This is a genomic window from Corynebacterium canis (assembly GCF_030408595.1).
In the GTDB taxonomy this organism is placed as follows: domain Bacteria; phylum Actinomycetota; class Actinomycetes; order Mycobacteriales; family Mycobacteriaceae; genus Corynebacterium; species Corynebacterium canis.
This window is the reverse complement of the sequence record NZ_CP047080.1, coordinates 2,777,820-2,790,983: the sequence shown is the minus strand read 5'-3', so window position 1 is coordinate 2,790,983 and position 13,164 is coordinate 2,777,820. Positions and strand designations below refer to the sequence as shown.

Here is a 13,164-nt window from a genome sequence, read left to right as displayed (position 1 = left end):
GGGTGATATATGGTGTTTTGGTCATTTGCGCAGGCGTCGCCCTCGGCGCGTGCGGTGGCGCGCTTTGGTTTTGGGACGCTCGGCAGTCCGTAGGTTCGAATAGCGATCGGAAGCATTGGGCGAAATCCCAAGGTTATTCCTACTCCCGCAAGAACCAGCATTTGCCGCAGCACTGGGATTTCACGCACAACGAGCGCCACGGCGCCGCCCGCGATGTTGTTTCCGGAACGGTGCGCGGCGTTGATTTTTCCATCGCCGATATCGGGGAGGAAACCTTTGTGGGCATTCGCCGCGGGGCGACCTCGAACGTGATTGTGCAAGCGATCCGGGCGAACGCGTTTGATGCGATTGAAAGCGATCTGCAGCGGGTTCTTTACACCTCCGGGTTCGCCGTGGTTTCCAACGATAGCGGCGCGGCCGAGCGTTTCGTGGACGAACGGGTGGATGCCGCCCTCGAGGCGCTGGAGGAGGCCGACCATATTTGGCTGGAGGGGGAGTGGGTGGTTGCCCGCGTCACCGATGAAATGGCGTCCCTGGAACCCCTGACCTTGCTTGCCGACGCCGCGCGTGCCCTCCCGCCTGCGGAAACCTTACCGCTCGAACTTGCCGGTGGGGATGCCACCCGCCCGCTTCCGCAGCCGCTCGAACAGCTGGATGATCCGGAACCCGAGCCGGAAGCCGCCCCCGAATCCCAGCCCGACCCGGAACCAGACCCCGATCCAGAACCAGAACCCGAACCGGAGCCGCGCTTCGAGCCGAAACCCATGCGCCCGCCCGTGGATCTGCCTTCGCGCACCGTGGCGGAATCCCGCGGCGAGCTTCCCGCACATATGGTCGGCGGCGACGCCGTCGATAGTATTGGCGATCGCGGCTATCGGCCCGCCGACGATGAACTCATCTCGCCAAAGGTAGCCCGGGACCTTTCCCGCGGCTCCAGCATTTTCGACGATTTATCCGATGAATTGGGCATTACAGTGGACGGGAAGCACAAAGGAGAAAAGAATGGCTAACAAGCAAGAGCTCGCCGATTTGGTCAAGGAGCTCGCCGTGGTGCACGGGAAGGTCACCCTCTCGTCGGGGGCGGAGGCGGACTACTACGTGGATTTGCGGCGTGCGACGCTGCACAACCGGGCGTCGAAAATCATTGGGGAGCTGTTGCGGGAACTCACCGCTGATTGGGATTACGCCGCGGTAGGCGGGCTCACGCTGGGGGCGGACCCGGTGGCGACGGCCGTGATGCACGCGCCTGGGCGGCCCATCGACGCGTTCGTGGTGCGCAAGGAAGCGAAAAAGCACGGCATGCAGCGGCGCATCGAAGGCCCCGATATCGTGGGCAAGAAGGTGCTGGTAGTGGAGGATACGACCACCACAGGAAACTCTCCACTCACGGCCGTGGCGGCATTGCGCGACGCCGGTGCGGAAGTGGTCGGCGTGGCAACCGTGGTGGACCGTGCCACCGGCGCAGGGGAGGTCATCGCAGCGCAAGGCCTGGAATACCGGTACCTGCTGGGGTTGGAGGATTTGGGCCTTGGATAAGCCTGGCCCTACCGAATGGGGCACCAGCGTGGGCGTGGGGCCCTGGGCCGAAGAACACCCGGGGGAACCGCTGCCCACCTCCCCGCGTTTCGACGCCGCGCTGCTGGCGGAAGGCGACCGACGCAACGTTGTGGACGCGTACCGCTACTGGACCCGAGAAGCGATCGTCGCGGATATTGATGCGCGCCGGCACAGCCTGCATATCGCAATAGAAAACTTCGAGCACGACGCGAATATCGGCACGGTGGTGCGCACCGCAAACGCCTTCGCCGTAGACACCGTGCACATCGTGGGGCGGCGGCGGTGGAATCGGCGGGGCGCGATGGTGACCGATAGGTATCAGCACTTATTGCATCATCCGGACGTGAATTCCCTGCTAGCATGGGCTCAGGCGCATGGGCTGACGGTGGTGAGCATTGATAACACCCCGGGGTCCGTGCCGTTGGAAACTGCGGAGCTGCCCGAGCATTGCATGTTGCTGTTTGGGCAGGAAGGCCCGGGAGTGACCGCGGCTGCGCGGGAGGGCTCGTTGATGACGTGTTCGATTGCCCAGTTCGGTTCCACTCGGTCAATCAATGCTGGCGTGGCGGCAGGGATTGCAATGCACGCATGGATCCGGCAACATGCAGACTTATCACTCGCCTGGTAGCACAATTTCTGTTTAAGAAAGGCTGACGACGTGGAAGAAAAATGGGCTCATCGCGCGGACCTCGCCGAAGCGGCGATCAACGATAGGCACGCACGCCGCCTCTGGGGCATACCCAAAACAAACCTCTGCGTTGTTTGCTGGCCGCCGACGACGCGCGATAACTTGTTCCAACACTGGCATTATTGGTGGCAGGCGCACTATCTGGATTGCTTGGTTGATGCCGCGCAACGCCGCAATACCCGGCTGCGGCAACAGCGGATCAAGGATACCCAGCGGGGGATCCGCGTGCGTAACCTGCGGAGCTGGAAACACAACCGATACTACGACGATAAGGCGTGGTTGGCGCTTGCCGCTCATCGCGCAGGTTTGCTGCGGCGGCAGCGCTTTGCCAAGGGGTTGCGGGCGCTGGAGAGCGATATTTTCGCAGGTATTGATTCTTTGACGGGGGTGCTGCCGTGGCGCACTCGGGAAACCTTTTACAACGTGCCTACGAATGGGCCGGCCGCCATCATGATGGCGCGGCTTGGCGATGTGGAGCAGGCCCGCGCGCTGACCGATTGGGTGTTCGACAACCTTATCGACGATCGCGGGTTGGTCATGGACGGCATCCGCTTGCGCATGCACGGCCCGGAGGTGGTCAAGGACATTCATCCGTATTGCCAGGGCGTGATGATCGGCGCCTGTCTGGAGATCGCGGATCGGCTGCGGGAGGAATCCGGGGTGGAGAATCAGGCGGATTTCGCCTCGGTGGAGGGGGTGGAGCAGGTTTCACCTTCCATGCCGTACGTGATCCGGATCCGCGAGCTGGTGCAGGCGGTGGCCAGCGAAATGGCCACCCCCGCCGGGGTGATCGACTGGCAGACAGGCGGCGGCGACGGCGGCCTGTTTAAGGGAATCCTTGTTCGATACCTGGCGGAGGTGGCGGTGCGGTTGTCCGGGGATACCAAGCTGAATCGCGCGACAAAGAAGCTGGCCTCGCGGCTTGTGATCGCTTCCGCTCACAGCGTGTGGAATCACCGTTTGGAGGTGGATGGGCTGCCGGTATTTGCCGCCGATTGGACCGCCGACGCGAAACTTCCACGCAATACCGGGCCCGTCGGATCTTCTATCGCGGGTGCTGTGACCAGCTCGCAAGTGCCGGAGCGGGACCTGTCCGTGCAACTGTCCGGATGGATGTTAATGGAAGCGGCTGCCAAAGTGTCCAACGTCACTTTTGGTGGCGATTCGGAAGTATCCCCACGTTAACCAGACAAATTCGGTAGTGGAAACCAATAAAGTATAAGAAGAGCCTGACCCGAGGCCCTGCATCGGGGCATAATCGAAAACAGAAGAAACCATCTACTTGGAGGAACTTATATGCCTATTGCAACCCCCGAGGTTTACAACGAGATGCTGGACCGCGCCAAGAAGGGCGGCTTTGCGTTCCCAGCCATCAACTGCACCTCCTCTGAAACCATTAACGCTGCGCTTCGCGGCTTCGCGGAGGCGGAATCGGACGGCATCATTCAGTTCTCCACCGGCGGCGCAGAGTTCGGCTCTGGCCTCTCCGTGAAGAACAAGGTGAAGGGCGCCTTGGCGCTGGCGGCTTTCGCGCACGAGGCGGCAAAGAGCTACAACATTAACGTTGCGCTGCACACCGACCACTGCCAGAAGGAAGTGCTCGATGAGTACGTCCGCCCGCTGATCGCCGTTTCGCAAGAGCGTGTGGATCGCGGCGAGCTTCCCCTGTTCCAGTCCCATATGTGGGACGGCTCCGCAATTCCGATCGATGAAAACCTGGAAATCGCTCAGGAGCTGCTTGCCAAGGCACGCGCAGCCCACATTATTCTCGAGGTAGAAATCGGCGTTGTCGGCGGCGAGGAAGACGGCGTTGAGGCTAAGGCCGGCGCGAACCTCTACACGTCCGAGGAAGACTTCGGCAAGACTATCGACGCCCTAGGCACCGGCGAAAACGGCCGCTACCTGCTGGCAGCAACCTTCGGCAATGTGCACGGTGTGTACAAGCCGGGCAATGTCAAGCTGCGCCCAGAGGTGCTGGACATGGGCCAGAAGGTTGCCATCAAGAAGCTCGGCCTTGCCGACGGTTCCCTTCCGTTCGACTTTGTGTTCCATGGCGGTTCCGGCTCCGAGAAGGAGAAGATCGAAGAGGCGCTGACCTACGGTGTGATCAAGATGAACGTTGACACCGACACCCAGTACGCCTTTACTCGCCCCATCGTTGGCCACATGTTCACCAACTACGACGGTGTGCTGAAGGTCGACGGCGAGGTTGGCAACAAGAAGGTTTACGACCCCCGCTCCTACATGAAGAAGGCCGAACAAGGCATGGCCGATCGTGTGGTCGAAGCCTGCCGCGACCTGCATTCGGTTGGCACCACCCTGAGCAAGTAACCACTCGGCTCGGTGCAGCATCGCCTAGGTGTGCTGCTATTCAGCTTGGTGCGTCGCTAGCCTGACTGATCCCGCTTGGGTCCGAACACTCCGTTCGATCGCCCCGGCGGGATTCTTTACGCCCATAAGTGCATAAAGTCATAATCATCCCGCGCGCGCCCGCCCCTTTGCGCCCCTCCGCAACGGCGATTTCCCTGTTCGCCGAGGGTGGCTTCCTGGGGAAACGCCATAGCAGCCCCGCTAAGGCCTCGAAATTCGCTACCCTTGGTCAACTATGGACGAATTGCGTTAATTGGCCCCATTTGACACAGTGGGTCGCTCGCAACCTATTCGCCTTTGCGGAGTTGAACGGTGTCTACCGATATTTTTTACACCAAAATCCAGAAATCGCCGCGTGCCATTGAGTTGTGAACTTCTTTGATTGTTCTTGGTTTTATTGTACTTGGTTTTGTGGGGTTGGTGGTGGTGTTCCGATTTTGATGCCGACGGTGGCTGGTGGTGGTTGGAACATGGATCGTGGTGGGCGTCGTTGGGGGTAGGTGTTGTAGTAGATTTCTTCCTTTGCTTTGCGGTGTTTGAGTAGTGGTTTCCATTCGCCGGTGTAGACCTGTTGTGGGGTGAATCCGGCGAGGCCGCTGTGTGGGTCGTGGTTGTTGTAGGCGTCGATGATGGAGGCCATGGTGTTGGCGGCGGCCTTGATATTGGGGTAGCTGGTTAAGGCGTAGCGGTGGTGTTTGAGTGTGCGGTGGGAGGATTCTTCGAAAGGGTTGTCGTTGGATACTCCGGGGCGGATGAGTGAGAGTTCTACGCCGTTGGCGTCGAGCATTTGGCGCATTTGGGTGGAGGTCATGACAGCACCGTTGTCGGTGTGCAGGACTCGGACCTTGGCGTGGTTGAGCTGCTCGGCGGCGATGACTTGGGCGATGAGGTCGGTGGCGATGTGTTTGTCTTGGCGCAGTTGTACGGTGTGGCCGACGATTTTACGGGAGTGCAAGTCCAGCACGGTGTAGAGGTGAAATCCCTTGGTCATAAAGGATCCGGGGAGCCAGGTGATATCCCAGCACAGGACTTCGCCGGGCCGTGTCGCGGTCACTATTCGTGGTGGTTGCGGCGCCCGTGGCGCGCCGTGGCGCAGCGGTGCTGGCACCGTTTTGATTTCATTGTTCACGCGGTAAAACGTCCGCAATGAGCCGAGCAAGGGCTCCTCGGAATCGACATGGCTGAAAAAGATTTTATAGACCGATAATCCCTGCTCACGACCGTCGCGAAGCAATGCGGCGATACGTTGACGCTCCGGGGCGCTAATCGTTTTCGGCGGCGCGGCCTTTGGGTGTTGTGGTGGTTTCTTCGGCCGCGGATGCCGCCGGTAATACAGGGTTGTTTTCGCAAGCCCAAGCAGCTTCAATGCCGCGTTTTGGGTATAGCCAGCCGCCGCAAGCAACTCTAAAATATGGTCTTCAAGCTTAACGAACTCATCGAAATCGGCTTGCTGCTCTGGGGAAAGTTTCCGGCCACCACGCATCAACGATCGGTATATTTTTGCATGGCGGCGATAGCTTTTCCCATCGCCTCCACCGCCTTGGCATGCGCAGTGGTGGCAGCATCCTTATCCGCAACCACCTTTTCCAATTCAGCGATCCGCGCCTCCAATTTGGCGTGACGTGTTTCCCACTTCGCGCGCGCAGTCTCCCACTTCGCGCGCTCGGTCTCCAGCTTCGCACGCTCCGCCCCCAGCTCGGCGTTAAGCGCCTCCAACTCCTGATTGCGCTGTGTCAGCCGAGAAAACTCCACGATATTTTCATCACTCATAGGAATATTTTCTCGCGGTGTTAACCCGATGTCGAGCGTGCCCGCCGCAAGCTGCCGCCGCCACAAATACAACTGCCGCGGCGTCACCCCGGCCGCCCGGAGGAACTCTCCCTTCAGACCATGCTTGGTCTCCGCATGGGCCAACACGATCTCCCGGCGCTGCTCCGCAGTAAACGTCCGGTCCGGATCTACCGGAGGGATCTGTACAGACATCTTGAACCTTCCTTCCTCATCCCCATGACCATCACGGGGAAGCTTCCGAAAGTTCACATCTTCAATGGCAAGGTACGAATCTGTGTAAAACATATCGCGCCGGCGGCCCCAGGCGGCCCAGGATGATGAAAATTACACAAAATCCGGGTTTCGTGTGTAAAAAACTTCATGTGCTGCACACAACCCATCCCCACCGCGGCTACCAGGTCGACTACGTGCTGTTTGGTGTCGCGTTGGCGGGCGGTCTACTGCGGTGTGCCCCAAGTTGATTTGATGTGTCTGAAGTGTGCCCGCTGTAGATGTTTGGCACATGCCCGGAAAGTAGCTACAAAATGATATATGGTTGGACCCTATCGAATTTTCGCCGTAGCAGCCCCGCTAAGGCCTCGAAATTCGCTACCCTTGGTCGACCATGGACGAATTGCGTTAACTGACCCCATTTGACATGGTGGGTCGCTCGCAACCTATTCACCTTTGCGGAGTTGAACGGTGTCTACCGATATTTTTTACATCAAAATCCCGAAATCTGTGTAAAAACTATCGCGGCGGTGGCCCTGGGTGGCCCTGAGCGATGAAAATTACACAAAATCCGGGTTTCGTGTGTAAAAAACTTCATGTGCCGCACACAACCCATCCCCACAGCCAGCCAACAGGCCGACGACGCGCTATTTAGTGGCATGCCGAACCGAGTGGGATGCCGAACCGAATGGCATGCCGGACCGAGTGGCGCAACGCAGGGTGGCCCGCAGAGATTCGGCACCGCCGAGTGCGCCCTTCGTCTCGGCGGGACCTATCCAATCGGGGCGCTACCATGGGGGTGACGCACGTTTAGCCATCTAGGTCGGAGGGATCGCGGGTTCGAAATGTCAGCCGCAACTTCACGCATCAAGCAGCTTGCCGCAGTTCGCATTGGGGCTGGATTTCGGCGGCTTAATGCCTCCCGGCTGTACATTATTCAGGTGGGCTTGGCCGCTGGGCTTTCGTATTGGGTCGCGTTGAACCTAGTGGGCCATGCGCAGCCGTTTTTTGCGCCGATGTCCACGGTGATTGTGCTGTCTACGACGGGTGGCGAGCGGTTCCGGAGGTCGTTAGAACTGGTGGCCGGTGTGAGTCTCGGGGTGGGGCTTGGCGACCTGATGATTGCGGGCGTCGGCACCGGCGTGTGGCAGATCGCGGTGGCGGTGACGCTGGCGATCGCGATGGGCACGTTCATAGATAAGGGCGTGCTCGTGGCCAATCAGGCGGCGTTCGCTTCGATCCTGATTGCGACGATCCTGCCGCCGGGTTCTTCGGGTGGAACCGATCGTATGATCGACGCGTTTATCGGCGGCATGGTGGGCTTGGTGGTGATGGGCGTGTTTCCGGAGTCGCCGCTGCGCAGTGGCCGCAAGGAGATCGCCAAGATCCTCGGCATTACCGCAAGTGTGCTCGATCGCGTGGCCGCCGCTTTGCGCACCAATGATACGGAGGAGATTGCGGCCGCGCTCGCCAGTGCGCGGGGTACGCAGGGTGGCATTAACGCGATGATTGCTGCTGCGAAGGCTGGCAAGGAGAGTCTCGACGTCTCGCCCTTGCTGTGGCACCAACGCCGCCGCGTTCGCTCACTCATTCGCATACTTAATCCGGTGGATAACGCCATTCGGAATACCCGCGTATTGGCCCGCCGGGCACTCATACTCGCGGAGGATGGGGATACCGTTTCGGAGGAGCAGATCGAGATCATCGCCGAACTCGGTGCCATCACCCGTCGCCTTTATGAGCTTTTTGATGGCAAGGGTCAGGTCATGGAGAATACCGAATTGCCTGTATTGGTGCGGCGGCTGCGGGTGCTGGGCGGCAAGGTTGGGGTGGACGTCGCAAAGGGAAGGGTGCTATCGGCGCACGTGATTTTGGCGCAGTCGAGGTCGTTGATCGTGGACCTTTTGCAGATCTGTGGGTTATCGCGTCGGAGCGCCGCGGCGGTGCTAAAGCCCACGTCAGAGACGCCTGCGCAGCCGCCCGAGGTGTGGGATGGTTAGGGGCGGACGGCTTGGAGGTCGCGAAGGTGGCGATAGAATGTGACGCGCTCGACGGGGCGAGGACGGGGGATATCGTCGACGGTGACCTTGAGGTTTGAGCCCCCGGCCTGGAGCGCGCGGCCGGTGGCGAGATGCTTGGGATCCACGGCGCCGCGGGGGCTGCGATCGCGCAAACCCAGCAGGCCGGTGCGGGGCTCGAGGCTGGTGGTATAAGGCACGGCGGCGATGCCGGGGGCGGTGAGCATGGGGACAAGGCGCGCACCATATACGCCGTGTTTGCGTCGATTGCCGGCCTCGAGACCGGTGCAAAGTGTGTTCGAATCGACGATGATTTCGCCGTAGAGTTCCGCGCCGTCCCAGGAGGTGATGGAGGCGGATCCGGCGACGGCGATGCCGGCATCGTCGCGGATTAATGGCAGGGGGCGTACTTGGCCGGAAAGGGCGATCTCCCAAGGGTCCGAACTAATGCTCCAATTGGTGGCGGTGGGGGAGTCTTGCCGGGGGATAAAGGCGAGCTCGGCCCAGAGGGCGTCGATACGCATGAGGCGGGTGAGGATCGCGGATAGGGCGGCGTCGGAACCGGCGACCACGATGCGCAGAGGCTCGGATAAGTGTTCGAACTGGGGCGCGGGCTGCGGTTCGCTCAAGTGTGCGACGTCGGGCTGGCGGGCGATATCGGCGAGGGAGGGCGTGGGATCGTGCGGCAGATGCTCGGCGGCCAAGGCGGGCAACAAGGCGAGATCGCGGCGGCCCGGAAGCTCCGGCAGATAATCAACACTCAGGCCACCGGGGACAGTGCCCTCGTGGCGGCCACAAACGAGGACGTGCACGCGCATGGAATGAGAGTTTACCGCGTAGTAGAATCTTAAGCCGTCTTCTTTACATTCCTACAGGAAGTGACTTTTCAATGGCCGCAATCGTAATCGTCGGCGCCCAATGGGGCGATGAAGGCAAAGGCAAGGCCACGGATATTCTCGGCGGGCAGGTCGACTACGTGGTCAAACCCAACGGCGGCAACAACGCTGGGCACACGGTTGTGGTGGGCGGTGAAAAGTACGAGTTGAAGCTACTTCCTGCGGGCGTACTCTCAGAAAACGCTGTGCCAATGCTTGGCAACGGCGTGGTGATCAACCTCGAGGCATTGTTCGATGAGATCGATGGCCTGGAAGCCCGGGGGTGCAACGCCTCCCGCCTGCGGATTTCCGCCAATGCGCATGTTGTGGCGCCGTACCATCAGGTGCTCGATCGGGTGCAGGAGCGCTTTTTGGGCAAGCGGGCAATCGGAACCACCGGCCGCGGCATTGGGCCGACGTATGCGGACAAAGTTTCGCGCGTAGGCATCCGCGTGCAGGACATTTTCGACGAATCCATCTTGCGGCAAAAAGTAGGATCCGCATTGGATGTAAAGAACCAGATCCTGGTGAAAATGTATAACCGCAAAGCCATCGTTGCGGAGGAAATCGTGCAGTACTTCTTGGGGTACGCCGAGCGGCTGCGCCCGATGGTGGTGGAATCTGAGCTGGAGCTGAACCGGGCGCTGGATAACGGCAAGCATGTGCTTATGGAGGGGGGCCAGGCCACCATGCTGGATGTAGATCACGGCACCTATCCCTTTGTCACCTCCTCGAACCCGACGGCCGGTGGCGCGTGCGTGGGGTCCGGGGTCGGGCCGACGCGCATCACCTCCTCGTTGGGGATTGTGAAGGCGTACACCACCCGCGTGGGTGCGGGGCCGTTCCCCACGGAGCTTTTTGATAAATGGGGCGAATACCTGCAGGTCACCGGCGGTGAGGTCGGGGTGAACACGGGCCGCAAGCGGCGCTGTGGGTGGTATGACTCGGTGATCGCAAGGTACGCCTCGCGCGTGAATGGGTTTACGGATTTATTCCTGACCAAGCTGGATGTGCTGACGGGGATCGGCGAGATTCCGATTTGCGTGGCGTATGACGTGGACGGCAAGCGGTACGACGAGATGCCCATCACGCAGTCCGAGTTCCACCATGCCGTTCCGATCTACGAGACCATGCCGGCGTGGGAGGAAGACATCAGCGGGTGCAAGACCTTTGCGGAGCTGCCGCAGCGGGCGCAAGATTATGTGCGCAGGCTGGAGGAATTGTCTGGGTGTCGGATTTCCTATATCGGCGTGGGGCCGGGCCGGGACCAGACGATTGTGATCCATGACGTGATGGAGTCCTAGCGTGCGGGTCTGGTAGCGCAAAAGTTCGATTACTAAACTCTGAATGCAAACTGATGGCTAGTTATACTTTGGGTAGTCCTCAATCGCCTTTGAACTGATAAAAGGAGCATCTTCGACGTGCTTACGCCGGAAAAGATTGGCACCCCACTTTCGCAGACTGCGACTCGCGTGTTGCTGCTTGGTTCGGGTGAATTAGGCAAAGAAGTAGCCATCGCGTTCCAGCGGCTGGGCGTGGAAGTCCACGCCGCGGATCGCTACCAGTACGCCCCAGCGCAGCAGGTAGCCCACTACTACTACACGCTGGATATGACCGATCCCGTGGCCATCCACGAGCTGGTGGCGCGGGTGAAACCCGACTTTATTGTGCCGGAGATTGAGGCCTTGGCCACCGGCGCGCTGGTGGAGGTGGAGGCCGCGGGTACCACCGTGATCCCCACCGCGCGGGCGACCCAACTGACCATGAATAGGGAAGGCATTCGACGCCTAGCCGCCGAACGCTTGGGGCTTCCCACCTCCGCATATGCATTCGCGGGGACATATGAGGAGTACCAGCAGGGAGTGGCGCACATGGGATTCCCGTGCGTGGTTAAGCCCGTGATGAGTTCCTCCGGCAAGGGCCAATCCGTGGTGCGCTCCGAAGGTGAAATGTACGCGGCGTGGGAATACGCTCGCAGCGGTGGGCGCGTGACCGGCGGCCGGGTGATTATCGAACGCTTTGTTAATTTCGATTACGAGATCACGCTGCTGACCGTGCGTTCCATCGATCCCGCCACCGGCGATGATGCCACGTGGTTCTGCGAACCAATCGGGCACGTGCAGAAGGACGGCGACTATGTGGAATCGTGGCAGCCGGTGCAGATGAGCCCCATCGCAATGGCGAATGCGCGTTCCGTTGCGGCGCGGATCACCGGGGCCCTCGGGGGCCGAGGGGTGTTCGGTGTGGAGCTATTCGTCGCTGGTGACGACGTGTATTTCTCCGAGGTATCGCCGCGACCGCACGATACCGGCATGGTCACGATGGTGAGCCAGCGCCTATCCGAGTTCGAATTGCATGCGCGGGCGGTGTTGGGATTGCCTATCGACGTGACCTGCGTGTCGCCGGGTGCTTCGGCGGTGATCTACGGCGGCGTCGATAAGCAATCCGTTGAGTACTCTGGGTTGGCGGCCGCGCTGGCGATCGAGGAAACGGACGTTCGACTCTTTGGTAAGCCCGAGGCGCATGTGCGGCGGCGCATGGGAGTGGCGCTAGCGACGGCGGAAAACACCACCGTCGCTAGGGGCAGGGCCCGTAAAGCGGCGGGCGAGGTGTCCGTGCACTAACCGGTCACTGGGGGTTTCTCCGACCACGGGAAGACGATCCATTCGTCCGTACGTTTCCACACGTAGTCCGGGGAAATCTCGGCGCGGCTCTTGGCAAACAAACATGCGGTTCGCACCTCGGCGCCTTGGTTGGCGAGCAGCTTCAATACAAGCGCGAGGGTGCGGCCGGAATCGGCGACGTCATCGACCACGAGCAGGCGGTGGCCGGCGATGGAGGTTTCATCGAGCAAGGGTTCGAGGAGTACGGGGTCGGGGAGGGTCTCGTTGACGTCGGTATAGAACTCAACGTTCATCGTGTCATTGAGCTTGACGCCGAGCGCATACGACAAAGCGCCCGCAGGGACGAGTCCGCCGCGGGCGATAGCGATAATGATCTCCGGTTGGAATCCGCTGGCTGCGATCTGTGCAGCGAGTTCACGGGAAGCGGTGCCAAACCCCTCCCAGGTGAGCACTTCCTTCTTGGTGAGTTCGGTGGAATCTGCATGGTATGCCATGCACTCACTGTAGCCGCGCAGGTCGTGCCCAATTTAGTGAGGGTTTAGTTAGCGAACACCTTCGCTAGCGCGTCCTTCTCCAACACCATGGGGATGTGGGGAACGCCGTCCCAATCGAACGCATCGCCGATGGGCCGGAAGCCTAGTTTTTGGTAGAACTCGGCGTGCTGCTCCTGGGCCTCGAGGTAGACATCGCGGGCCGGATCCTGCTCGAACGCAAGGCGCAGGGTTTGGTGCATAGTCTCCTCGCCCAAACCCGTGCCACGGTATTGCTTGGCCACGCACACGCGGCCCAGGTGCCAGCGATCCTGCTCCGGGTACAGGCGCGCGGTGGCCAGCAAGTGTTTCTCGGAATCCCAGGCGAGGACGTGGAAGGTGGTGGGTGCGGCGTCGGCATCGTCGATCTCCGCGTACGGCGTGCGCTGTTCGTGCACGAAAATATCCACGCGGAGCTTGTACAGCTTATGTACTTCTAGGGCGCTGAGCTGGGAGAGATGAGAAACAGCAAAGTAATGGTTCATGGCGATCCAACATACA

The 13,164-nt window shown here is 60.5% G+C and carries 13 protein-coding genes; 8 read left to right on the top strand and 5 right to left on the bottom strand.

Features of this window, described 5'->3' with window-relative positions; genetic code table 11:
- Nucleotides 1-2 precede the first annotated feature (2 nt).
- The 5 genes from CCANI_RS12410 to fbaA all read left to right on the top strand — a co-directional run bounded on the left by CCANI_RS12410 (nucleotide 3) and on the right by fbaA (nucleotide 4,576).
- Nucleotides 3-1,010, top strand: coding sequence for a TtfA family protein (locus CCANI_RS12410; RefSeq protein ID WP_186750438.1), 1,008 nt, complete (start codon nucleotides 3-5; stop codon nucleotides 1,008-1,010).
- Nucleotides 1,003-1,536, top strand: coding sequence for an orotate phosphoribosyltransferase (gene pyrE / locus CCANI_RS12405; RefSeq protein WP_146325684.1), 534 nt, complete (start codon nucleotides 1,003-1,005; stop codon nucleotides 1,534-1,536). Before CCANI_RS12410 ends, pyrE begins: the two co-directional genes overlap by 8 nt.
- Complete coding sequence (locus CCANI_RS12400) at nucleotides 1,520-2,185, top strand: TrmH family RNA methyltransferase (RefSeq protein WP_186750440.1); 666 nt, start codon at nucleotides 1,520-1,522, stop codon at nucleotides 2,183-2,185. The genes pyrE and CCANI_RS12400 overlap by 17 nt, the downstream gene beginning before the upstream one ends.
- A gap of 30 nt (nucleotides 2,186-2,215) precedes the next feature.
- Nucleotides 2,216-3,430: a glycoside hydrolase family 76 protein gene (locus tag CCANI_RS12395; RefSeq protein WP_146325685.1), complete on the top strand. Its 1,215-nt coding sequence runs from the start codon at nucleotides 2,216-2,218 to the stop codon at nucleotides 3,428-3,430.
- A 111-nt stretch (nucleotides 3,431-3,541) separates the two neighbouring features.
- Nucleotides 3,542-4,576 carry a class II fructose-bisphosphate aldolase gene (gene fbaA / locus CCANI_RS12390; RefSeq protein WP_146325686.1) on the top strand — a complete coding sequence of 345 codons (1,035 nt, stop codon included), beginning with the start codon at nucleotides 3,542-3,544 and terminating at the stop codon, nucleotides 4,574-4,576.
- Between the two features lie 433 nt (nucleotides 4,577-5,009).
- Here the strand turns inward: fbaA and CCANI_RS12385 are convergent, their stop codons facing one another.
- On the bottom strand, nucleotides 5,010-6,098 hold the full coding sequence (locus CCANI_RS12385) for a DDE-type integrase/transposase/recombinase (protein WP_290211329.1): 1,089 nt from the start codon (nucleotides 6,096-6,098) through the stop codon (nucleotides 5,010-5,012).
- Entirely contained in the window at nucleotides 6,098-6,598 is a 501-nt protein-coding gene (locus CCANI_RS12380) for a transposase (protein ID WP_146325764.1), read from the bottom strand. The genes CCANI_RS12385 and CCANI_RS12380 overlap by 1 nt, the downstream gene beginning before the upstream one ends.
- Before the next feature lie 863 nt (nucleotides 6,599-7,461).
- Here CCANI_RS12380 and CCANI_RS12375 point away from each other — a divergent pair.
- A complete protein-coding gene (locus CCANI_RS12375; RefSeq protein WP_146324591.1) occupies nucleotides 7,462-8,616 on the top strand; it encodes an FUSC family protein in 1,155 nt (384 codons plus the stop codon).
- Here the strand turns inward: CCANI_RS12375 and CCANI_RS12370 are convergent.
- The gene (locus CCANI_RS12370) at nucleotides 8,613-9,452 is read right to left on the bottom strand and encodes a hypothetical protein (RefSeq protein ID WP_186750276.1); all 840 of its coding nucleotides are present in this window, start codon (nucleotides 9,450-9,452) and stop codon (nucleotides 8,613-8,615) included. The genes CCANI_RS12375 and CCANI_RS12370 overlap by 4 nt on opposite strands.
- 71 nt (nucleotides 9,453-9,523) lie before the next feature.
- Between CCANI_RS12370 and CCANI_RS12365 the strand changes: the two genes are divergently transcribed.
- Nucleotides 9,524-10,813, top strand: coding sequence for an adenylosuccinate synthase (locus tag CCANI_RS12365; protein WP_146324592.1), 1,290 nt, complete (start codon nucleotides 9,524-9,526; stop codon nucleotides 10,811-10,813).
- 117 nt (nucleotides 10,814-10,930) lie between these two features.
- Entirely contained in the window at nucleotides 10,931-12,133 is a 1,203-nt protein-coding gene (gene purT / locus CCANI_RS12360; RefSeq protein WP_146324593.1) for a formate-dependent phosphoribosylglycinamide formyltransferase, read from the top strand.
- Here purT and CCANI_RS12355 read toward each other — a convergent pair.
- Together CCANI_RS12355 and CCANI_RS12350 are read right to left on the bottom strand one after the other, a co-directional pair.
- On the bottom strand, nucleotides 12,130-12,627 hold the full coding sequence (locus tag CCANI_RS12355) for a phosphoribosyltransferase (protein WP_146324594.1): 498 nt from the start codon (nucleotides 12,625-12,627) through the stop codon (nucleotides 12,130-12,132). The two genes, purT and CCANI_RS12355, sit on opposite strands and share 4 nt — an antisense overlap.
- A 44-nt stretch (nucleotides 12,628-12,671) precedes the next feature.
- Complete coding sequence (locus CCANI_RS12350; RefSeq protein ID WP_146324595.1) at nucleotides 12,672-13,148, bottom strand: GNAT family N-acetyltransferase; 477 nt, start codon at nucleotides 13,146-13,148, stop codon at nucleotides 12,672-12,674.
- Nucleotides 13,149-13,164: the final 16 nt, after the last annotated feature.